The sequence below is a fragment of the Jiella marina genome, assembly GCF_024359545.1.
In the GTDB taxonomy this organism is placed as follows: domain Bacteria; phylum Pseudomonadota; class Alphaproteobacteria; order Rhizobiales; family Rhizobiaceae; genus Jiella.
Map to the genome: position 1 here is coordinate 117249 of NZ_JAKQZG010000015.1, position 19973 is coordinate 137221.

Annotated in this window: 22 protein-coding genes; 17 read left to right on the forward strand and 5 right to left on the reverse strand. The window is 63.7% G+C overall.

The window, feature by feature from the left end; genetic code table 11:
* Nucleotides 1–13 precede the first annotated feature (13 nt).
* The 13 genes from rplX to metW all read left to right on the forward strand — a co-directional run bounded on the left by rplX (nt 14) and on the right by metW (nt 8548).
* Nucleotides 14–328 carry a 50S ribosomal protein L24 gene (gene rplX, locus MF134_RS21340; protein WP_255341430.1) on the forward strand — a complete coding sequence of 105 codons (315 nt, stop codon included), beginning with the start codon at nt 14–16 and terminating at the stop codon, nt 326–328.
* Nucleotides 321–884 (forward strand): 50S ribosomal protein L5, encoded by a 564-nt coding sequence (gene rplE, locus MF134_RS21345; RefSeq protein WP_255341431.1) that lies wholly within the window; start codon nt 321–323, stop codon nt 882–884. The genes rplX and rplE overlap by 8 nt, the downstream gene beginning before the upstream one ends.
* Nucleotides 885–918: 34 nt before the next feature.
* Nucleotides 919–1224, forward strand: coding sequence for a 30S ribosomal protein S14 (gene rpsN, locus MF134_RS21350; protein ID WP_255341432.1), 306 nt, complete (start codon nt 919–921; stop codon nt 1222–1224).
* An 11-nt stretch (nt 1225–1235) separates the two neighbouring features.
* Nucleotides 1236–1634: a 30S ribosomal protein S8 gene (gene rpsH / locus MF134_RS21355; RefSeq protein ID WP_255341433.1), complete on the forward strand. Its 399-nt coding sequence runs from the start codon at nt 1236–1238 to the stop codon at nt 1632–1634.
* 148 nt (nt 1635–1782) lie between these two features.
* Nucleotides 1783–2316, forward strand: coding sequence for a 50S ribosomal protein L6 (rplF, locus tag MF134_RS21360; protein ID WP_255341434.1), 534 nt, complete (start codon nt 1783–1785; stop codon nt 2314–2316).
* 8 nt (nt 2317–2324) lie between these two features.
* Nucleotides 2325–2687, forward strand: a complete 363-nt coding sequence (rplR, locus tag MF134_RS21365; RefSeq protein WP_255341435.1) for a 50S ribosomal protein L18 — start codon at nt 2325–2327, stop codon at nt 2685–2687.
* 108 nt (nt 2688–2795) lie between these two features.
* Nucleotides 2796–3380 (forward strand): 30S ribosomal protein S5, encoded by a 585-nt coding sequence (gene rpsE / locus MF134_RS21370; RefSeq protein ID WP_255341436.1) that lies wholly within the window; start codon nt 2796–2798, stop codon nt 3378–3380.
* Nucleotides 3381–3418: 38 nt separating this feature from the next.
* Nucleotides 3419–3622, forward strand: a complete 204-nt coding sequence (rpmD, locus tag MF134_RS21375; protein WP_255341437.1) for a 50S ribosomal protein L30 — start codon at nt 3419–3421, stop codon at nt 3620–3622.
* A 117-nt stretch (nt 3623–3739) separates the two neighbouring features.
* Complete coding sequence (gene rplO, locus MF134_RS21380; RefSeq protein ID WP_255341438.1) at nt 3740–4216, forward strand: 50S ribosomal protein L15; 477 nt, start codon at nt 3740–3742, stop codon at nt 4214–4216.
* Between the two features lie 255 nt (nt 4217–4471).
* Nucleotides 4472–5815 (forward strand): preprotein translocase subunit SecY, encoded by a 1344-nt coding sequence (gene secY, locus MF134_RS21385; protein WP_255341439.1) that lies wholly within the window; start codon nt 4472–4474, stop codon nt 5813–5815.
* A complete protein-coding gene (locus MF134_RS21390; RefSeq protein ID WP_255341440.1) occupies nt 5812–6459 on the forward strand; it encodes an adenylate kinase in 648 nt (215 codons plus the stop codon). The genes secY and MF134_RS21390 overlap by 4 nt, the downstream gene beginning before the upstream one ends.
* A gap of 236 nt (nt 6460–6695) precedes the next feature.
* Nucleotides 6696–7883 (forward strand): homoserine O-acetyltransferase MetX, encoded by a 1188-nt coding sequence (gene metX, locus MF134_RS21395; RefSeq protein WP_255341441.1) that lies wholly within the window; start codon nt 6696–6698, stop codon nt 7881–7883.
* Nucleotides 7880–8548: a methionine biosynthesis protein MetW gene (gene metW / locus MF134_RS21400; protein ID WP_255341442.1), complete on the forward strand. Its 669-nt coding sequence runs from the start codon at nt 7880–7882 to the stop codon at nt 8546–8548. The genes metX and metW overlap by 4 nt, the downstream gene beginning before the upstream one ends.
* A 57-nt stretch (nt 8549–8605) precedes the next feature.
* Here the strand turns inward: metW and glgX are convergent, their stop codons facing one another.
* The gene (gene glgX, locus MF134_RS21405) at nt 8606–10660 is read right to left on the reverse strand and encodes a glycogen debranching protein GlgX (protein ID WP_255341443.1); all 2055 of its coding nucleotides are present in this window, start codon (nt 10658–10660) and stop codon (nt 8606–8608) included.
* Nucleotides 10661–10894: 234 nt separating this feature from the next.
* Here glgX and MF134_RS21410 point away from each other — a divergent pair, with 234 nt between their 5' ends.
* The 4 genes from MF134_RS21410 (at nt 10895) to MF134_RS21425 (ending at nt 14168) form a co-directional block, all read left to right on the forward strand.
* On the forward strand, nt 10895–11914 hold the full coding sequence (locus tag MF134_RS21410) for an AraC family transcriptional regulator (RefSeq protein ID WP_255341444.1): 1020 nt from the start codon (nt 10895–10897) through the stop codon (nt 11912–11914).
* Nucleotides 11915–12189: 275 nt separating this feature from the next.
* Nucleotides 12190–12756, forward strand: coding sequence for a hypothetical protein (locus MF134_RS21415; protein ID WP_255341445.1), 567 nt, complete (start codon nt 12190–12192; stop codon nt 12754–12756).
* Nucleotides 12757–12848: 92 nt separating this feature from the next.
* Entirely contained in the window at nt 12849–13562 is a 714-nt protein-coding gene (locus MF134_RS21420) for an SH3 domain-containing protein (protein WP_255341446.1), read from the forward strand.
* A gap of 168 nt (nt 13563–13730) precedes the next feature.
* A complete protein-coding gene (locus MF134_RS21425) occupies nt 13731–14168 on the forward strand; it encodes a hypothetical protein (protein WP_255341447.1) in 438 nt (145 codons plus the stop codon).
* 60 nt (nt 14169–14228) lie between these two features.
* Here the strand turns inward: MF134_RS21425 and MF134_RS21430 are convergent, their stop codons facing one another.
* The 4 genes from MF134_RS21430 to glgC form a co-directional block, all read right to left on the reverse strand.
* The gene (locus MF134_RS21430; protein ID WP_255341448.1) at nt 14229–15395 is read right to left on the reverse strand and encodes an amidoligase family protein; all 1167 of its coding nucleotides are present in this window, start codon (nt 15393–15395) and stop codon (nt 14229–14231) included.
* Between the two features lie 129 nt (nt 15396–15524).
* The gene (locus MF134_RS21435; RefSeq protein WP_255341449.1) at nt 15525–17153 is read right to left on the reverse strand and encodes an alpha-D-glucose phosphate-specific phosphoglucomutase; all 1629 of its coding nucleotides are present in this window, start codon (nt 17151–17153) and stop codon (nt 15525–15527) included.
* A gap of 3 nt (nt 17154–17156) precedes the next feature.
* Nucleotides 17157–18602, reverse strand: a complete 1446-nt coding sequence (gene glgA, locus MF134_RS21440; RefSeq protein WP_255341450.1) for a glycogen synthase GlgA — start codon at nt 18600–18602, stop codon at nt 17157–17159.
* Nucleotides 18603–18609: 7 nt separating this feature from the next.
* Complete coding sequence (glgC, locus tag MF134_RS21445) at nt 18610–19881, reverse strand: glucose-1-phosphate adenylyltransferase (RefSeq protein WP_255341451.1); 1272 nt, start codon at nt 19879–19881, stop codon at nt 18610–18612.
* Nucleotides 19882–19973 lie beyond the last annotated feature (92 nt).

A 19973-nucleotide genomic window follows, 5' to 3' on the forward strand; every position in this document is an offset into this window, starting at 1 on the left:
AGGAGAGCGGACGATGCAGAAGATCCGCAAGGGCGACACGGTCGTCGTGCTCGCCGGCAAGGACAAGGGCCGGTCGGGTGAAGTCATTCAGGTGATGCCGAAGGACGATCGCGCTTTGGTGCGCGGCGTGAACATGGTCAAGCGCCATCAGCGCCAGACGGCTTCCCAGGAAGCCGGCATCGTCAACAAGGAAGCCCCGATCCACCTGTCGAATCTGGCCGTCGCCGATCCGAAGGACGGCAAGGTGACCCGTATCGGCATCAAGACTCTCGAAGACGGCACCAAGGTGCGCGTCGCCAAGCGTTCGGGGGAACAGATCAATGGCTGAAGCCGCCACCTACGAACCGCGCCTGAAGCGCGTTTATCGCGATGACATTCGCAAGGCCCTGCAGGAAGAGTTCTCCTACGAGAACAACATGCAGGTTCCGCGTCTGGACAAGATCGTGATCAATATGGGCGTCGGTGAAGCCACCGGCGATTCCAAGAAGCCGACCACGGCGGCCGAGGACCTGGCGCGCATTGCCGGCCAGAAGCCGGTGATCACCCGCGCCTCGAAGTCGATTGCCGGCTTCAAGGTCCGCGAGGGCATGCCGATCGGCTGCAAGGTCACGCTTCGCCGCGAACGCATGTACGAGTTTCTGGATCGTCTGATCCAGATCGCACTGCCGCGTGTCCGCGACTTCCGCGGCCTGAACCCCAAGAGCTTCGATGGCCGCGGCAACTTCGCCATGGGCATCAAGGAGCACATCGTGTTCCCCGAGATCAACTACGACAAGGTTGATCAGATGTGGGGCATGGACATCATCGTCTGTACGACGGCCAAGACCGACGAGGAAGCACGCGCCCTTCTCAAGGCGTTCAACTTCCCCTTCCGTCAGAACTGAAGCCTGTAACGGCAGACGAGCAAAGGACGATAGAATGGCCAAGAAGGGCATGATCGAACAGAACAAGCACCGCGAAAAGCTGGTGGCGAAGTACGCCGCCAAGCGGGCTGCTCTGAAGGCGATTACCAAGAACGGCGAGCTTCCGATGGAAGAGCGGTTCAAGGCGCAGCTCGAGCTCGCCGAACTGCCGCGCAACGGTTCGAAGGTGCGCATCCGCAATCGCTGCGAAGTGACGGGGCGTCCGCGCGCCTACTATCGCAAGCTCAAGATGAGCCGTATCGCGCTCCGGGAACTCGGCAATAACGGCCAGATCCCCGGCATCGTGAAGTCGAGCTGGTAAGGAGGTTCGTCATGTCGATGTCTGATCCGCTCGGCGATATGCTGACGCGCATCCGCAATGCGGTCATGCGTAACAAGTCCTCGGTTTCCACGCCCGCTTCCAAGCTGCGCGGCCGTGTGCTCGACGTTCTCAAGGACGAAGGGTATATCCGGGGCTACACGCACACCGATTTCGGCAACGGCAAGTCCGAGTTCGAGATCGAGCTGAAGTATTACGAAGGCCAGCCGGTCATCCGCGAGATTGCGCGCGTGTCCAAGCCGGGTCGCCGCGTCTATGTGTCGGCCAAGACGATCCCGCAGGTCGCCAATGGCCTGGGCATTTCGGTGCTTTCGACGCCGAAGGGCGTGATGGCCGATCATAGTGCGCGTGAACACAATGTGGGGGGCGAGGTTCTCTGCCAGATCTTCTGATCGGGCAGGCACCATGCCTTGGGAAGGATCGAGGCGCGACCGGGTTCGCGCGTCGATCCGTTTCCTGTAATTGAGCCGAGCATGATCCCGCTCGCGGCCTTGGGCCAAGCAGAACGGGTTTCATGCCTGAAACGGACAGGGTTTCGAAATGTCTCGTATTGGTAAGAAGCCGGTCGCCATTCCCGATGGCGTTACCGCCACGGTCGAAGGGCAGACGGTCAAGGCCAAGGGTCCCAAGGGCGAGCTCTCCTTCGTCGTGAACGACGAGGTTCTGGTCAAGCTTGATGAAGGGGCGATCAAGGTCGACCCGCGCGATCAGAGCAAGCAGGCCCTGTCAAAATGGGGCATGTCGCGCACGATGATCTCCAACATCCTCAACGGGGTGAAGACCGGCTTCGAGAAGAAGCTCGAGATCAGCGGCGTGGGTTATCGCGCCGCGATGCAGGGCAAGAACCTGCAGCTTTCGCTGGGCTTTTCGCACGAGGTCGTCTACCAGACGCCGGAAGGCATCCAGATCCAGGTCCCCAAGCCGACCGAGATCGTCGTGTCGGGAATCGACAAGCAGCGCGTGGGCCAGGTCGCGTCCGAGATCCGCGAATATCGCTCTCCCGAGCCCTACAAGGGCAAGGGCGTGAAATACGCGAACGAGACCATCGTTCGCAAGGAAGGCAAGAAGAAGTAAGGTCCGTCATGGCTACTCCGAAGGAATCGCTCCGGCGCCGTGCTTCGCGCATCCGCCGCTCATTGAAGAAGGTGGCGAATGGCCGTCCGCGGCTGTCCGTTCATCGCTCTTCCAAGAATATCTATGCCCAGGTCATCGACGACGAAGCGGGCCGCACGCTGGCCGCCGCATCGTCGCTTGAGCCGTCGCTGCGCGGCGAGTTGAAGACCGGTGCCGACGTTGCCGCTGCGGCTGCTGTCGGCAAGCTCGTCGCCGAGCGCGCGAAGGAAGCCGGTGTCACCGACGTCGTTTTCGATCGCGGCGCGTTCATCTATCACGGCCGGGTCAAGGCCGTTGCCGATTCGGCCCGCGAGGCCGGTCTGAACTTCTAGGAGTTCGACAAGTTTCCGACACGGCGGGCAAAACCCGCCGTGTTTCGCTGCGGCCTGCAACGTCTGGCCGTTCCCTGGACGCCTCCGGAAAAGAACAAGGACTAGGATATGGCGCCTCGTAATGACCGCAATGATCGGCGTGACGATCATGACGACGGGTTTGTCGACAAGCTCGTTCACATCAACCGCGTCGCCAAGGTGGTGAAGGGCGGCCGTCGATTCGGCTTCGCCGCGCTCGTCGTCGTCGGCGATTTGAAGGGCCGGGTCGGTTTCGGCCATGGCAAGGCGCGCGAAGTGCCCGAGGCGATCCGCAAGGCGACGGAAGCCGCCAAGCGCGATCTGATCTTCGTGCCGCTGCGCGATGCCCGCACGCTGCACCATGACGTGACCGGCCGCCACGGCGCTGGCAAGGTCATTCTGCGCGCGGCCGAGGCCGGTACGGGTATCATCGCCGGTGGCCCGATGCGTGCGGTGTTCGAGGCGGTCGGCATGCATGACGTGGTCGCGAAGTCGCTTGGCACGTCGAACCCCTACAACATGGTTCGTGCCACGTTCGACGCGTTGAAGAACGCCACCCATCCGAAGGACGTCGCGGCTCGTCGCGGCATCAAGTATTCGACGCTGCAGGCTCGCCGCCGCGAGGGTGGTGCCGCCGCGCAGGCGCCCGCCGAAGAAGCCGCCGCAGCCGAGTAATCCGGCTTTCCGCGCTATTGTTTGAAGGAGCCAAAACCATGGCCAAGAGCAAGACTGCCGGCAAGACGGTTACCGTCGAGCAGATCGGCAGCCCTATCCGCCGCCCGAAGGATCAGCGTCAGACGCTGGTGGGTCTCGGATTGGGCAAGATGAACCGGCGCCGTACCCTGGAAGATACGCCGGCCGTTCGCGGAATGATCGCGAAGGTCTCCCATATGGTGCGAGTCGTCGAGGAGGCGTAATCCGCCTTCGGAAGCTGCAGTGGCTCGGTCCTTGGAGGGCCGCCAATCAGCGAATCTCATTTGCCAGGCCGTTCGGGCGCTCCGTGTGAGCGGCAGCCGCGGCCAAGGAGAACGGACATGAAACTCAACGAGCTTTCCGACAAGGAGGGCGCCACCCACTCCCGCAAGCGCGTCGGTCGCGGCATCGGTTCGGGCCGTGGCAAGACTGGTGGTCGGGGCGTCAAGGGTCAGAAGTCGCGCTCGGGCGTTGCCGTCAACGCCTTCGAGGGCGGTCAGATGCCGCTTTATCGGCGTCTGCCGAAGCGTGGCTTCGTCAACATCTTCGCCAAGGATTACAATGTCGTGTCGGTCGGGCGCCTGCAGCAGGCTGTCGACGCCGGTCGGCTCGACGCGAGCGCGCCGATCGATCTGGCGACGCTGGTCGAAGCGGGCATCGTCCGCCGTCCCAAGGATGGCGTTCGTCTCCTCGGCGACGGCGATCTGTCCGCCAAGCTGACCCTCACCGTCGCGGGCGCCTCCAAGTCGGCGGTCGCGAAGGTCGAGAAGGCCGGGGGTTCGGTGACGACGACGGCACCGGCGAAGGCGGCCGAGTAAGCGTCAGCTTCTCGAAACCCATATCAATGCATCACGGTCGGCCGCTTATGCGGCCGATCGTTTTCCTGCGGTGCGTACCATACGCCGAGCGTCGCCTGTCCCGAAGGTGGGACATCTCTATGCTTGCATGGCGAGGCCGCGCCGCTTATTTGACGGACTCTCGGGAAGAGGGTCGGTTCAGTCTGCCCGAGTTCGGTCGGGCGCCCTGACGCGCTTTCCGGCCAACAATCGGGACAACCGGGAGAGCGCCTCGTCATGGCATCGGCAGCGGAACAACTTGCCGCAAATCTCAACTTTTCGGCTTTTGCCAAGGCCGAGGATCTGAAAAAGCGCATCTGGTTCACTCTTGGCGCTTTGCTCGTCTATCGCCTGGGGACGTATATCCCCATGCCCGGCATCGATCCGGAAGCGCTCGCACGAGCCTTCGAGCAGCAGTCCACCGGCATTCTCGGCCTCTTCAACATGTTCTCGGGCGGCGCCGTCGGGCGCATGGCGATCTTCGCCCTCGGGATCATGCCCTACATCTCCGCCTCGATCATCATTCAGCTGATGACCTCGGTCGTTCCCTCGCTGGAACAGCTGAAGAAGGAAGGTGAGCAGGGCCGTAAGGTCATCAACCAGTACACCCGTTACGGCACGGTGCTGCTTGCGACGTTCCAGGCCTATGGCATTGCCGTCGGGTTGGAGACGCAGGCAGGGCTCGTCGTCGATCCGGGCTGGTTCTTCCGGATCTCGGCAGTCATTACGCTTGTCGGCGGTACGATGTTCCTGATGTGGCTCGGTGAACAGATTACCTCGCGCGGCATCGGCAACGGTATTTCGCTGATCATCTTCGCGGGCATCGTCGCGCATCTGCCGGCCGCGATCGCCAACCTCCTCGAACTTGGCCGCACGGGCGCTCTGTCGACCGCGGTGATCCTGCTGGTCATCGTCGTCGCGATCGCCTGCATCGCCTTCATCGTTTTCATGGAGCGCGCCCAGCGCCGTCTTCTGATCCAGTATCCGAAGCGACAGGTGGGCAACCGCATGTTCCAGGGTGACACGTCGCACCTGCCGCTGAAGCTGAACACCGCCGGCGTCATTCCGCCAATCTTCGCCTCATCGCTTCTGCTCCTGCCGGTGACGGTGGCGAATTTCGCCGATACCGAGAACCTGCCGGACTGGGGCACGGCGATCGTCGCCGCGCTTGGGCACGGCCAGCCGCTCTACATGCTGTTCTATGCGGGCCTGATCGCCTTCTTCGCCTTCTTCTACACGGCCGTCGTCTTCAATCCGAAGGACACTGCCGACAATCTGAAGAAGCATGGCGGCTTCATTCCCGGCATTCGGCCGGGCGAACGGACGGCCGAGTATATCGACTACGTCTTGACGCGCATTACGGTGGTCGGCGCGCTCTACCTGGTCCTGATCTGCCTGCTGCCCGAATTCCTGATTTCCGCAGCCGGCGTTCCGTTCTATCTCGGTGGTACGTCGCTGCTCATCGTCGTCAGCGTGACGATGGACACGGTGGCTCAGATTCAGGGGCATCTGCTGGCCCATCAGTATGAAGGGCTCGTGAAGAAAGCCAAGCTCAGAGGGGGGAAACGGGGAGCCAGATGAAGCTGATTTTGCTAGGACCGCCGGGCGCGGGGAAGGGCACGCAGGCGCAAAGGCTGGTCAATCGCCACAACATTCCGCAGCTTTCCACCGGCGACATGCTGCGGGCGGCCGTGGCGGCCGAAACCGAAGTCGGGAAGAAGGCCAAGGCGATCATGGACGCCGGTGATCTGGTTCCCGACGAGGTGGTGAACGCCATCGTCGCGGAGCGGATCGAACAGCCGGATTGTGCGAACGGCTTCATCCTCGACGGCTATCCCCGCACGCTGAAGCAGGCGGACGCCCTCGAAGCGCTGCTTGCCGAGCGGGGGCTGAAACTCGATCATGTGATCGAGATGCGGGTCGAAGACGAGGTCCTCGTCAAGCGGGTCTCGGGGCGGTTTTCCTGCGCCAAATGCGGCGCGGTCTATCACGATGAGGATCATAAGCCGAAGGCGGAAGGCGTTTGCGACAATTGCGGCTCCACCGACTTCAAGCGGCGCCCTGACGACAACGCCGAGACCATGCGCTCGCGGTTGCGCACCTACTACAAGGAAACCTCGCCGCTCCTCGGCTACTACCATTGCAAGGGAACGCTGAAGACGATCGACGGGATGGCGCCGATCGATACGGTGACGAACAGTATCGAGTCCATCCTGGCAGGCTAGGGAGCCACGGCTACGTAGCGAAGACAGGGGACGCCGCCCTGCCGGTGTCCCGCCGCTGCGATTCTCTCGCCGACTGCCTGTCCGCTGCCCGCCGGGATCATGTCTGCATTGCCGGTGACGGGCTGGCGGTGGCCCCCTCGTTCGCTAAGATCTCCTACGTGTTGAAGGTCGAGGGCGACTGTACGCACGCCTCTGGCCTCGCTGAGGGGCCGTAACGTGATAGGATGATATCGCCGATGACGGTCGACATCGCCCGGGAAAATCTGGAAATCGGCGCCGGCAGTCGAGAGGTCTACGAGCCCTCCAGCCCGGTGGCCCAGTTCGGCCCGGACGAACCGCTGCATCTCGATGCCGGTGTCGACCTCGCGCCTTTCCAGCTGGCCTACAATACGTACGGCACACTCAACGCCAGCAAGACCAACGCGATCCTTGTCTGTCATGCGCTGACGGGTGATCACTATGCTGCCAGCCAATCGCCCGTGACGGGCAAGCCGGGCTGGTGGTCTTCGATCATCGGGCCCGGCAAGCCGATCGACACGGATCGTTATTTCGTCATCTGTTCCAACGTCCTCGGCGGTTGTCTCGGCTCGACGGGGCCGGCCTCGATCAACCCCAAGACCGGCGAACCCTACGGCCTCACCCTGCCGGTCATCACGATCCGGGACATGGTGCGCGCCCAGGCCATGCTGGTCGAGAAGCTCGGCATCGACACGTTGTTCGCCGTCATCGGTGGGTCGATGGGTGGCATGCAGGTCCTGCAGTGGACGGTGAGCTATCCCAACAAGGTGTTTGCCGCGTTGCCGATCGCGACCGGCGCACGCCACTGCGCTCAGAACATCGCCTTCCACGAAGTCGGCCGCCAGGCTGTCATGGCCGATCCCGACTGGCATGGCGGTCGCTATTTCGCGCATGGCAAGCGACCGGTGAAGGGCCTCGCCGTCGCCCGCATGACCGCGCACGTGACCTATCTGTCGGAAATGGCGCTGCACCGGAAGTTCGGGCGCAACCTGCAGGATCGCGAGACGCTGGGATTCGGCTTCGAAGCCGACTTCCAGATCGAGAGCTACCTGCGCCACCAGGGCATGACCTTCGTCGACCGCTTCGATGCCAACTCCTATCTCTACATGACCCGCGCGATGGACTATTTCGACATCGCAGCGGATTACGGTGGCAGCCTTGCCCGCGCGTTCAGGGGGTCGCAGACGCGATTCTGCCTGGTGTCCTTCTCGTCCGACTGGCTGTTTCCGACCGAGGAGAATCGGGCCGTGGTCCACGCTCTCAACGCGGCGGCGGCCTCGGTTTCCTTCGTCGAGATCGAGACCGATCGTGGCCACGACGCGTTTCTTCTGGAGGAGCCACACTTCTTCGATGCGATCAACGGTTTCGTCTCTTCGGCTGCCCGGGCGAGGGGGCTTTCCTCGTGAGCGTTTCTGCGCAAACCGGAGCGGTCTCTTCAACGGCCACGAGTGAGCTAGTCACAGCGCCCGCGACGGCGCGCGTCGACCTCGAACTGATCGCGGAACTGGTCGCACCCTACTCCCGCGTGCTCGACGTCGGTTGTGGGGACGGAGCGCTCCTGTCGCTCCTTGAGATGCGCCGCTCGATCGACGGCCGCGGCGTCGAACTCAGCCAGGTTGGCGTCAACGAATGCGTCGCACGCGGGCTTTCGGTCATTCAGGGCGATGCCGACAAGGACCTCGTCTATTATCCCGACGACAGTTTCGACTATGTCATCCTGTCCCAGACGATCCAGGCGACCCACAATCCCAAGACCGTGCTGGCCGAGCTCCTGCGGATCGGGGGACGCGCGATCGTCTCGTTCCCCAATTTCGGCCATTGGTCGATTCGATACTGGGTCGGTCTGCGCGGGCGGATGCCGGTGACGAAAAATCTCAGCCAGGCCTGGTACGAGACGCCCAACATCCATTTTTGCACGATCCGCGATTTCGTGGCCCTGGCGGAAGAACTCGGCGCGACGGTCGAGACCGCGATGGCGATCAATGCGACCGGCCAGAAGATGGGCATGAAGATGCCCTGGTGGTTCTGGAATCTCTTCGGGCAGCAGGCCGTATTCGTCCTCAAGCGCTGACGGCGCCGGGTATCCCAAAGCCTCTGAGCGAGCGCGGGGCCGCCATGCAGGCGTCGTTCACCGCCGTGACCTTTCCTCCAGGAGAATGGCGACGGATCGTCTGGCGATCGGCAGCGGTGCCTTCGGATCAATGGGGCGTGGCGGTTCGTCAGGGTGGTCGGAGCGCAGTTCCAGACGGAAGCGATGGTCCGGTCGCGGCGTCGGCAGCAGCGCGTCGATGTCGTGATGGCCGGCGTTGAGATAGACGAGCGCCCGCTCGCTCTCGACGTCTTCCTCGCGCCGGGGAGCGTAGACACTCATGCCGAGGAAGTGCCGCCGGGCCTGGTGCCAGTCGTGCTCGGTCATCGTCTCGGCATGCTCGTTGAGCCAGATGACGTCCTCGACCTCGCCTCCCTCGACTATCCCGCCGGTCAGAAAGCAGTCTGCCGACAGCGCCGGGTGGAAACGGCGCAGCGCCGCCAGCTTCGTCACATACGCGATCAGGGCCGGGTCTGCGCTTTCCCAGTCGAGCCACAGGATTTCGTTGTCCTGGCAATAGGCGTTGTTGTTGCCCTGTTGCGAGCGGCCGAACTCGTCGCCCGCCACAATCATCAGGCTGCCGCGCGAAACGAACAGCGTGGCTAGCATCGCGCGGATGTCGCGGCCACGCGCCTCGATGACCGCCGGATCGTCGGTCGCGCCCTCGACACCATTGTTCCAGCTGTGATTGTCGCCGTGGCCGTCGCGATTGTGCTCGCCATTGGCAAGATTGTGCTTGCGCGAGAACATGGTGAGGTCGGCCAGGGTGAAGCCGTCATGCGGGGCGATCATGTTGACGCCCGTTGAGGGACGCCGGCCCTTGCCGCCGAAGATGTCTTCAGAGCCGGCAAGACGGGTTGCGAGATCGCCCACCATGTGTGTCTGGCCACGCCAGAAACGGCGGACATCGTCGCGATACTGGTCTTGCCACTCGAAGAAGGGCGGCGGGAACTCGCCAACCCGGTAGCCGCCGGGCCCGATGTCCCAGGATTCGGCCACATGGATACGGTCCCTCAATACCGGATCGGTCCCGATTGCCGTCAGGAGCGGGGCGTCGGGTGAAAAGCCATCGTCGCTGCGGCCGAGAACCGGCGCCAGATCGTAGCGGAAGCCGTCGATCCCCATCGTCTGCACGTAATGGCGCAGCGTGTCGACAAAGAGCCGTGTGACCGGGGCGCGGTCGCAGGCGAAGGTGTTGCCGCATCCCGTATCGTTGACGAGCGATCCATCCGATGCGTGGCGATAATAGACCGCGTTGTCGAGCCCGCGATAGCTGAGTGTCGGCCCCTCGACCGGACCTTCCCCGGAATGGTTGAACACCACATCGAGGAGAACTCGGATCCCGCGGGCATGAAGCGCGTCGGTGACCCTGCGCATGTCGGCTGGACCGTTGGGTGCAAGGCGCGGGTCGAGCGCCATATGGGGGATGGGGTTGTAACCCCAGGCATTGGTCAAGCCGAGCTTCACCAGGTGCGTTTCGTCCATCCAGGCCGCACAGGGCATCAGTTCGACGGTGTCGACGCCGATCTGCTCCAGATGGTCGAGCAATTGAGGCTCGGCCAGTGCTGCAAGCGTGCCCCGAAGCGGTGCCGGGATGGCCGGATGGCGCTGGGAAAATGCCCGCACATGGAGTTCATAGGTGAAGCCCGGCGTGGCATTGGGCAGGGGCGTGGCGTCGCGCCCCAATTGCGAGACGATCGCGCGGGGCACATAGGGCCCGCTATCGACGCCTTGCTCCCGAGGTGCGGCGAGCGCTGGGTGGTACAAGAAGGGCCTGTCGAGCCGGATCGCATAGGGATCGACCAGAAGCTTGGACGGATCGAAGCGATGGCCTGCCTCGGGATCGAACGGGCCTTCGGCGCGAAAGCCGTAGCGTGCGCTTTCTCTCAGACCCGGGACGAAGCCGAAACGAATGCCGCCCTTGTCGCCGGGCAGCGCCAGCCGCTGGACCTCGGCCGTGCCCGCGGCATCGAACAGGCAGAGCGCGACCTCGTCGGCATTCTCGGAAAAGACGGCGAAATGGACGCCGTCACTGTCGATCGTGGCGCCAAGGCGCTCCGGCAGACTGCGTTCGGAGGTGATCGTGAAGCTCATCTCTCGCTGTTAGCCCGTAGCGCTCTCGTCTGTCATCCGTTGGTCCGCGGCCAAACAGCCCGGCCACGGCAAACCTCACAGGTTTTGGCGTTCGTCAGCGGTGATTTGCCCGAGCACTCGATTTCCGTACGCGGAATGCTTGCCATGGTCAGTTGACTGAAGGGCGACCAACGGCTTTCGTAGGAGAGACAACCAAAGAGAGAGAATGGCGACATCGCCGATCCTGCCACCCCGATGATCGATAGTCCGAGTTTTTCCATCGACGGCGCCGCGGGTGTCGAACGGTTCGAAGCTTGGCGGACATTGGTCCGTCCGATGTTCGATGTCGAAATCGAAGGCCGGGCCGACACCTTCGAGGGCAGGGCGGAGGTCGTGGCCGTCGGCGAATCGCTGATTGCCCGTACGCGTGCCCAGCCACAATCCTTCCGTCGCGATGCGAGCCGGCTTCGCGAGAGCGGCTGGGATCACATCGTCCTTCAGCACTATACCAGCGGCGGGTTTTGCGGAGTGAACGGCGATCGGGAGCTCGCGCTCGCTCCGGGTGACTTTTCGATTCTGGATCTGTCGCGGACTTTGGAGACCCGCGCCACGAGCTTCGCCAATCTCACGCTCGTCGTGCCGCGGGATCAGTGGCAATCCTTCCTGCCGGGCATCACGCCCTGCTCGAGCATCTCAGCCCGAGAGGCGATCGCGCCGAATCTCGGCCGCCATCTGCGAGCGCTATTCGACAATACCGGCGAGATGACGCCGGAGGAGTTCGCGGCCGGAGTCGAGGCGGTCGGGGCGGTGCTGTCGGGCCAGAAGGACATGGGCGGAGCCAGTTCCGCTTCCCGGGCGAGCATCGCAGCGAGCCTGCGCGAACGTCTGATCGACTGGCTGGCAGGCAATCTCTCGCGCGAGGATCTGGACCCTCAGACGATCGCGGCCGCCTGCGGGGTCTCTCGGGCGACGATCTATCGCTTGGCGCAGATCGACGGCGGGCTCATGGCCATGGTTCAGAAGCTCCGGCTGGAACATGCCCGCGACCTCCTGGCTGCGCGCCATCGGCAAGCTCTGCCGATCGCGGAAGTGGCCGCTCGGGCGGGTTTTCGCAGCAATGCGCATTTCTCTCGTGCTTTCCGACGGAGATACCAGATCACGCCGCGGGATTTCCGGCATCTGGTTCGCGTTGGCTATGATCCGGACGTGCTGACGGCCGACTACCGGCTGCGCAACTGGATAAAGACCATGCGGGCGTTTTCCGCCGAATTGTAGCCGGCACCGCATCTCCGCCTTATTTCGGTGCTTCCTGTCCGGATAGGCACTCCGCGAGTGCGAAGCATCTACGCTTCGCCAGCGGGCGGCTGGAGGATGGACCGCGTCTCCGCAGGAGCGGGATTTGCCGCTTTCTCGCAGGTCCCGACCAAAAATCCACATCGATATCATCCCTGCGCCGTCTCCCTGAGACGCTGGGTCAAATCCGACATGTTACCGCCCCATTGCGAACGGCAAGGAGCCTGTCGGGGATGACTTGCCAGGGGGAAATAGTCATGCGCTTCAAAGCATTGCTGGCCGCGGTTGCTGTGGCTGGACTGTCGCTTGCGGGCTGTGCGACGACGTCGGACGCCGTGTCCACGATGAATACGCGATGGGTGGGCCAGTCTTCGGACGCGTTCTTCAGCGCCTACGGACCGCCGATGCGGCAGTTCCCGCGCGCCGACGGCGGGTCCATCTACACCTGGATCGGCGGCCAGACGACCGTTCGTCGGAACCTCACGCCGCCGCCTCGGCCTCAGCAGAACCAGTTCGACACATCGCCCTTCGGCCGCAAATACGAGAAGTCGACCACGCGGGAATCGGTAGAGGCGGACGGGACGGTGGTGCGGCGCACGACGAGCTCCTCGGCCAGCGTGAACTTCGATCCTTCCCAGCTTCTCGGGGCTTTGGGCGGCGCGCAACCTCAGCCGACTTACGAAGAAAAGCGCCTTTATTGCGAAGTCCAACTGACCGCCGCCCCGGATGGCACCATCACCAATTTCGTCATCTCCCGGGACACCGAGGCTGAGGGCTTCGGCCTCTCACGTTGCGCCGAAATCTTCGCCGTCGAAGCCTCCTGACGCAAAAAGCGGAGTGGTTCCGTGCGGATGGGATCTATGCCGATCCGCTCGGCCAGCATCACGTGCCCGTCCACAGGAAGAGGAAGTCGATCATGCTTCATCGTCTCGCCATGGTCAGCATCGCCGCCGCATCACTGATCGTCGGCATGACGCCGGCTGTCGCCCAGTCGAACGGCTTCGTGCTGTCGACCGACCGCGGCGGCTGTTATCTGGAATTCTCGGACGTCCCCATGGGGGCGGAAAGCCGCGCCCTGGTGAAGGGCCGGGGTTGCGCGGAAGGCGGGTTCGGCAATCTCGCGGCCTGGCGCACTGACGGGTCGGCCTACATCCTCGAATATGCGAACAGCGCCGGTGCGTTGATGCCGCTGGCACGCCTCGAACCGAATGGCCGCGGTGGCTACGAGGGCTATTACGGCGACGGGGACCCCATCAGCATGGCGCCCGCCGATCAGTTCGGTTCTTCGCCGGCGCCCTCACAGGCGCCCGCTCCGAACCTGGGTGCCGCACGTGCGTGCACGGCCGACATCGCGACAGGCTCCTGCGCGTCCGACTTCGACGTCACCCCTCCACCCTACAGCGACACGTTCCCCTCCATCGAGACCAAGGTGCGTCAGAACGTGCGCGCCCGGCCCGATATGAACGCGCCGAAGATGGGCACCTTCGAGGCACGCACCTGCATGGACGTGCGTCAGTGCGTCGAAGTCGGCGGCGGAGAGTGGTGGTGCGAAGTCTCCTTCGCCGACCGCACGGGCTGGATGATCCAGCAGGATCCGTCCACCGTCTTCATGCAGAATGGCTGCGGCTGAGATGCGCAAGCCGAGCTTTGGCACAAGGCCGAGATCGGACGCTGCAGACCGCCGAGATCGCGGTGTGATGCCCGTCACAGACCCGTGGCGGGCATTTTCGTAGCTTTGGTCAACGACGGACGAAGGAAACGCCAACGTCCGCAGGAAGCCAAACTCGGAGACACTGTGATGATCAAGCTCAACCGCACCACCGCCGCCCAGATCATGGCCGCGATCATTCCCTTCCTCGGGGTCGCCGGAAATGCCGACACCGCCAACGCGATCTCTCGCGAAGACCAGGCCTATGCCAGCAGCCCCTACGATTACTGCGACGCCAAGAAGGTCGCCGCCGTCTGGGGCATTTCGGTCAGCCGCGCCAAGTCGGTGATCGGACGCAAGATCCTGCAGGGCAATCAGCGCCTCTTGAATGCCGACATCGACTCGACCGCCCGCTCGGTCCGCTGCTCCATCGTCGATATCGGCCTGTCCTACCGCGATGCCGAGAAGCTTGCCGCCTATTGGGGCCGCACGTCGAGCGACGCCAAGGCCAAGGCGGCCGCGATCGCCAGCCAGTACGGCGGCGGCAAGTTCCGCATCATGATGGCTCACGTCATCGGTCGCCGCTGAGCGAAGGATGCATCCCATGAAAGAGGCGGGCGAGGGGTGACCCTTGCCCGCTTTCGCGTTTCAGCGATCGGAGCCCGACGACAATCGCTGCGCCAGCCGCTGCAGGCGGGAAGGACGCGAAATCTCGATCGGTGGGAGAGCGCTCAGTCTTTCCGTCCAGCGATTCTTCGCGTCCGGCTCGAAGTCCAGCGCCGCAATGAAAGCCGCGAACTGGCCGGCTTCCGCGAATTCCGCCGCTGCGGCGTCCGGTTGGCGGCAGTGGTCAAGGATGGCGGCGAAAAGGCAGGCCTGGTCGATGATCAGATCGGAATCCATCGATCCCGGCAGGATGCGCACTTCCAGCGTCGCCTTGCCGGGCACGTCCGCCACGACGTTCAGCAGGTTGAAGTCGACATATTTGGAGAATTCGATCTCCGAGAGACGGGCGAGCACCGTCTGCCAGTCCAGCCCGTTGAAATCGGGCGCGTCGACGATCGCCGCCAGCCCCGCCGGCGGCGGCCCGAGTCGCACGCATCTCAGATTGGTCTCGACGAGTTGGCGCAACTCCGGGCCGAAGCGGGAGACGAGTTTGACAAGGCGGCGGAAGACAGGGGCGTGGCGGATCCGGACCGCGTCGAAATGGATATGAACCGCGGCTTCCTGAGGCACCAGGAAACCAAGCCCATGTGCCGGAGCCAGCAGGCGCTTCAGCGTCGCCCGATGGTCGGATGAAATCGGCTCGCTGATCAGTTCGCAGGGGCGCTCGCGCTCTCCAGGTAGTGTCGCCGCCAGCATGAGCGAGGCGTTCGACGCGTCGGCGAGGCGATAGATGGTCCCGTCATCGGTGGTGGGGCTCGTGCCGAAGAGTTCACCGACCGGGTCGAGAAGCACGTCGAGCGCCGCGTCCGGGTCGCCATGACGCTCAAGCAGCCGCAGAAGACGCGCATCGTCACTGAGGACCCGGAACCAGCCCGGCCGCGACGGGGCTTCACGATCGAGATCGGCCTGGATCGTGAGATCGTCCACGCAGCGCGCGATGCGCTGGCCCGACGTGTCGTAAACGTCGAAGCCGAGGACGAGATTGTAGAAGACCGGCGTGCCGGGAACCAGGCTCGGTTCGGACTGGGGAAACAGAACCCGTCGGACCGATCCGCCGCAATCGGCGGCGAGCCGTTCCGCGTAGTCCCGCCGGGTCAGGCCGCGCGGTGCGAGCAGCTCGCATTCGACACCGATCTTCCAGTCGAGCATCCGGCCTCCGCTATATCGTGTGACGTCCGCGGTTCGCGACCCCGGTTCCAACCGGATTGGGGACCGCGAGCCGTCGTCGAAAACCCACTCCCTATCGGGCTGTCATGGCGCTCCGGAACGCGTTTCCTCTCAGGTCACCACATCCGGCTCGGTCCGCCCCGTCCGCTTCTTGATCTCGCCGATCACGTCGGCGGTCTGGATCAGTTCCTGCAGAGCCTCTTCCGGTGCCAGAGAATGCTTCGCCGGGTCCGGCTCGAAGCGCTCGATATAGACGCGCAGGGTCGCGCCGGCGGTGCCGGTGCCGGACAGGCGGTAGACGATGCGCGAGCCGCCGGAAAAGACGATGCGCACGCCCTGGCTGGTCGCGACCGAACCGTCGATCGGGTCCTTGTAGGAAAAATCGTCGGCTTCCGAGACGACGAGCGTGCCGAAGCGCTGGCCGGCCATGGAAGCCAGACGGTCGCGCAGCGATTCCATCAGACCGTTGGCGGCCTTGGAATCAATCTCCTCGAAATCGTGCCGTTGATAGAAGTTGCGGCCGAATTCCGCCCAGTGCGCCTTCAGGATCTCGTGCACGCTCTCGCGACGTTCGGCCAGGATGTTGAGCCACAGGAGCACGGCCCAGACGCCGTCCTTCTCGCGTACGTGGTCCGAGCCGGTCCCGGCCGATTCCTCGCCGCAGATCGTGACTTTGCCGGCATCGAGCAGATTGCCGAAGAACTTCCAGCCGGTCGGCGTCTCGTAGATGCCGATGCCGCGCTTCTGGGCGACGCGATCGGCGGCTTGGCTCGTCGGCATGGAGCGCGCGACACCGGCGATCCCGTTGGCATAGCCCGGTGCGAGATGGGCATTCGCCGCGAGGACGGCGAGCGAATCCGACGGCGAGACCACGATGCCCTTGCCGACGATCAGATTGCGATCGCCATCACCGTCGGAGGCAGCGCCGAAGTCGGGCCCGTCTTCGGCCATCAGCCGGGAGATCAGATCCTTGGCATGGACGGCGTTGGGGTCCGGATGGCCGCCGCCGAAATCCTCTTTCGGCACGTTGTTGACGACGCTGCCATCCGGCGCGCCGAGACGGTTGACCAGAATCTCCGTCGCGTAGGGGCCGGTGACGGCGTGCATGGCGTCGAAGCGCAGTCGGAAGCCGGAAGCGATCAGGTCACGAATCTTGTCGAAATCGAACAGCGTTTCCATCAGTTCGGCATAGTCGGCAACCGGATCGACCACTTCGACCACCATGTCGCCGAGCCTTGTCTCGCCGAGTTTGGAAATGTCCGGCGCCGTTTCGGTCCAGACCCGGTAGCGGCTGATCGACTGGCTCTTCTCGTAGATCGTTGCCGTGATGCGCTCGGGCGCCGGGCCGCCATTGGCGACATTGTACTTGATGCCGAAATCGCCCTTCGGGCCGCCAGGATTGTGGCTGGCCGACAGGATGATGCCGCCGGAGGCTTGGCGTTTGCGGATCAGGTTCGAGGCGGCCGGCGTCGAGAGGATGCCGTCCTGTCCGACGATCACCCGACCATAGCCGTTGCCCGCCGCCATGCGGATCGCGGTCAGGATGACCTCGCGATTGAAGAAGCGGCCGTCGCCGCCGATGACCAGCGTCTCGCCGCCGTCGAGCGGCAGCGCGTCGAAGATGGACTGGATGAAGTTCGCCGCGTAGTTCGGCTGCTGGAAATGGGGAACTTTCTTGCGAAGGCCGGAGGTGCCGGGCTTTTGATCGTCGTACGGCGTGGTCGCGATCGTTTCGATCATCGTCTACTCTTTCATCAGATCGCGGTAGAGGCCCGCATAAAGTCCCGCGCTCTTCGACCAGGAAACGTCTGCTTTCATGGCAGAGGATTGCAGTTTCCGCCAGACATTTGCGTCCTGGTAGAGGCGCAGCGTCCTGTCCACCGCGCGAAGCAGGTCCGTTTCGCTGGGTTCGGCAAAGATGAGCCCCGTTGCCGCTTCGGAAGTGACGGCGGCATAATTTGCGTCGACCACCGTATCGGCAAGCCCACCGACCTTCGCGACGATCGGAATGCAACCATAGCGCAGGCCGTAGAGCTGAGTGAGGCCACACGGTTCGAAACGCGACGGAATGAGGATCGCGTCCGCACCGGCCTGGACACGGTGCGACAGGGTCTCGTCATAGCCGATCCGAACGCCGATGCGATCCGGGTGGCGAGAATGGGCGGCGAAGAACGCGCCCTCGATCATCGCCTCGCCGGTGCCGACGACGACGAGGCGTACGCCGCGCTCGACGAGGTCGTCACAGATGCCGGCGACGAGATCGAGGCCCTTCTGCCAGGTCAGCCGGCTGACGACGGCGAAGATCGGGCCGTTCTCTCGTCTGAGGCCGAATTCGCCTTCGATGGCGCGCTTGTTGTGGAGGCGGGCCTTGAGCGAGCGGCGCGTATAGTTGGCCGCGATCGCCGTGTCGGTCTCCGGATTCCAGACATCGGTGTCGATGCCGTTGACGATGCCGATCAGGCGTTCGCCCCGACCGCGCAGCAGCCCATCGAGCCCCATACCGCCGCCCTCGGTGACGATCTCGTCGGCATAGGTCGGGCTCACCGTGGTGACGACGTCGCAGGCATGGAGACCGCCTTTCAGGAAGCCGACATTGCCGTAGTATTCCACGCCTTCGATCGACCAGGTCGAATCCGGCAGACCGAGGCGAGGAAAGATCGTCGAGGGATAGTTGCCCTGAAAGGCGAGGTTGTGAATCGTCAGGACGGTGCGCGGTCGCGGACGGTTCGATGCCGCGAGATAGACCGGGGCGAGGGCGGCCTGCCAGTCGTGAACATGGACGATGTCGGGCCGATAGGATTCGATCGCGCCCTGGGCGATCGCGGCGCCGGTCTTGGAAAGGACGGCGAAACGCAGCCAGTTGTCGCCGAAATCATGGCCGCCGGCATCGCTGTACGGCCCTCCGAGGCGATCGAAGAGTTCCGGTGCATCAAGGACGAACAGGCGGAGACCGTTGAGCGTCGTCGCAAGAATACGGATTGGTATGTCAAGGATCGTGTCGAGATCGATGGTCTCGATCGAATCCGAGACGCGTTGGAGCGCCTTCATGACGACCGGATAGCCGGGCACCAGCGTGGTCACGTCGCATCCATGGGCGGCGAGCGCGAAGGGCAGGGCTCCGGCGACATCGGCCAGGCCCCCCGTCTTGATCAGCGGAAAGACTTCCGAAGCGATCGAGAGGATTCTCATCTGGGGATCAGTATGTGAGCCGCTCGATCATCGGTTTGGTGACGAGACAGATGCCCGCCGCCGTCCGACGGAACCGCGTGGCGTCGAGCTCGGGATCTTCGCCGATCACGAGCCCGTCGGGGATATGCACGCCGCGGTCGATGATGGCGTTCTTGACCGAAGCGTTCCGCCCGATGTGCGCCTGGGGAAGAACGACCGCATGATCGAGCTTTGAAAAGGAGTGTGTTCTCACGCCGGTAAACAGCAGCGAACTGTGCAGCGAGCCACCGGAGATGATGCAATCACCGGACACCAGCGACGAGATCGCCATACCGCGTCGCCCGTCTTCGTCATGGACAAATTTCGCCGGCGGAACGGTTTCGGCATAGGTCCAGATCGGCCAGTCACGGTCGTATATGTCGAGCGGCGGGACCACGTCCGTCAGGTCGATATTGGCCTGCCAGTAGGCATCGACGGTTCCGACGTCACGCCAGTAGGCCTCGCTGTCGGGTTCCGCCGCCGAACGCACGACGGAGCGGTTGAACCGGTGGGCGACCGCCTTTCCGTGCCGGACGATGTGCGGAATGATGTCCTTGCCGAAATCGCGCTGCGAATTGGGATCCGACGCGTCGCGACGCAGCTGGTCCATCAGGAAGGTGGTTTCGAAGACGTAGATCCCCATCGAGGCGAGCGCCACGTCCGGACGGCCGGGAATGGAGGGCGGGTCCTTCGGCTTCTCGATGAAGTCGGTGATCTGGAATTTCTCATCCACATGCATCACGCCGAAGCCGGTTGCCTCCATGCGCGGGACTTCCAGGCAGCCGACCGTTACGTCCGCGCCGGAATCCACATGCTGCTGGAGCATGATCTCGTAGTCCATCTTGTAGATGTGATCGCCGGCGAGGATGACGATGTGGCGGGGCGCGTAGTCCTCGATGATGTCGATGTTCTGGTAGACCGCATCGGCCGTTCCCGCATACCACTGGTCTTCCGAGACGCGCTGGCTGGCGGGCAGAATGTCGAAGCTCTCGTTGCGGCCGGGACGCAGGAAGTTCCAGCCGTTCTGCAGGTGGCGGATCAGGCTGTGCGCCTTGTACTGGGTGGCCACGCTGATACGCCGAATACCCGAATTGATGGCGTTCGAGAGGGCAAAGTCGATGATGCGGGTCTTTCCGCCGAAATAGACTGCGGGCTTGGCGCGGGTGTCGGTCAACTCCAGGAGGCGGCTGCCGCGGCCGCCGGCCAGGACGTAAGCCATGGAGTCGCGCGCAAGCGGTGCGATCGATCGATTGTCCGGCATTGTCTTCCTCCCACTTCGGCGATCTGGGCCGGTTTGTTCCGGCCACTCCTTCGGCGACGCGCGCCCTCGCTCTCGCGTCGCCGATCAAGCCC

What these genes read in the sequence shown, in the direction of transcription:
- rplX (WP_255341430.1), top strand. Translation starts at nt 14, where the DNA reads ATGCAGAAGATCCGCAAGGGCGACACGGTCGTCGTGCTCGCCGGCAAG.
- rplE (WP_255341431.1), top strand. Translation starts at nt 321, where the DNA reads ATGGCTGAAGCCGCCACCTACGAACCGCGCCTGAAGCGCGTTTATCGC.
- rpsN (WP_255341432.1), top strand. Translation starts at nt 919, where the DNA reads ATGGCCAAGAAGGGCATGATCGAACAGAACAAGCACCGCGAAAAGCTG.
- rpsH (WP_255341433.1), top strand. Translation starts at nt 1,236, where the DNA reads ATGTCGATGTCTGATCCGCTCGGCGATATGCTGACGCGCATCCGCAAT.
- rplF (WP_255341434.1), top strand. Translation starts at nt 1,783, where the DNA reads ATGTCTCGTATTGGTAAGAAGCCGGTCGCCATTCCCGATGGCGTTACC.
- rplR (WP_255341435.1), top strand. Translation starts at nt 2,325, where the DNA reads ATGGCTACTCCGAAGGAATCGCTCCGGCGCCGTGCTTCGCGCATCCGC.
- rpsE (WP_255341436.1), top strand. Translation starts at nt 2,796, where the DNA reads ATGGCGCCTCGTAATGACCGCAATGATCGGCGTGACGATCATGACGAC.
- rpmD (WP_255341437.1), top strand. Translation starts at nt 3,419, where the DNA reads ATGGCCAAGAGCAAGACTGCCGGCAAGACGGTTACCGTCGAGCAGATC.
- rplO (WP_255341438.1), top strand. Translation starts at nt 3,740, where the DNA reads ATGAAACTCAACGAGCTTTCCGACAAGGAGGGCGCCACCCACTCCCGC.
- secY (WP_255341439.1), top strand. Translation starts at nt 4,472, where the DNA reads ATGGCATCGGCAGCGGAACAACTTGCCGCAAATCTCAACTTTTCGGCT.
- MF134_RS21390 (WP_255341440.1), top strand. Translation starts at nt 5,812, where the DNA reads ATGAAGCTGATTTTGCTAGGACCGCCGGGCGCGGGGAAGGGCACGCAG.
- metX (WP_255341441.1), top strand. Translation starts at nt 6,696, where the DNA reads ATGACGGTCGACATCGCCCGGGAAAATCTGGAAATCGGCGCCGGCAGT.
- glgX (WP_255341443.1), bottom strand. Translation starts at nt 10,660, where the DNA reads ATGAGCTTCACGATCACCTCCGAACGCAGTCTGCCGGAGCGCCTTGGC.
- MF134_RS21410 (WP_255341444.1), top strand. Translation starts at nt 10,895, where the DNA reads ATGATCGATAGTCCGAGTTTTTCCATCGACGGCGCCGCGGGTGTCGAA.
- MF134_RS21415 (WP_255341445.1), top strand. Translation starts at nt 12,190, where the DNA reads ATGCGCTTCAAAGCATTGCTGGCCGCGGTTGCTGTGGCTGGACTGTCG.
- MF134_RS21420 (WP_255341446.1), top strand. Translation starts at nt 12,849, where the DNA reads ATGCTTCATCGTCTCGCCATGGTCAGCATCGCCGCCGCATCACTGATC.
- MF134_RS21425 (WP_255341447.1), top strand. Translation starts at nt 13,731, where the DNA reads ATGATCAAGCTCAACCGCACCACCGCCGCCCAGATCATGGCCGCGATC.
- MF134_RS21430 (WP_255341448.1), bottom strand. Translation starts at nt 15,395, where the DNA reads ATGCTCGACTGGAAGATCGGTGTCGAATGCGAGCTGCTCGCACCGCGC.
- MF134_RS21435 (WP_255341449.1), bottom strand. Translation starts at nt 17,153, where the DNA reads ATGATCGAAACGATCGCGACCACGCCGTACGACGATCAAAAGCCCGGC.
- glgA (WP_255341450.1), bottom strand. Translation starts at nt 18,602, where the DNA reads ATGAGAATCCTCTCGATCGCTTCGGAAGTCTTTCCGCTGATCAAGACG.
- glgC (WP_255341451.1), bottom strand. Translation starts at nt 19,881, where the DNA reads ATGCCGGACAATCGATCGATCGCACCGCTTGCGCGCGACTCCATGGCT.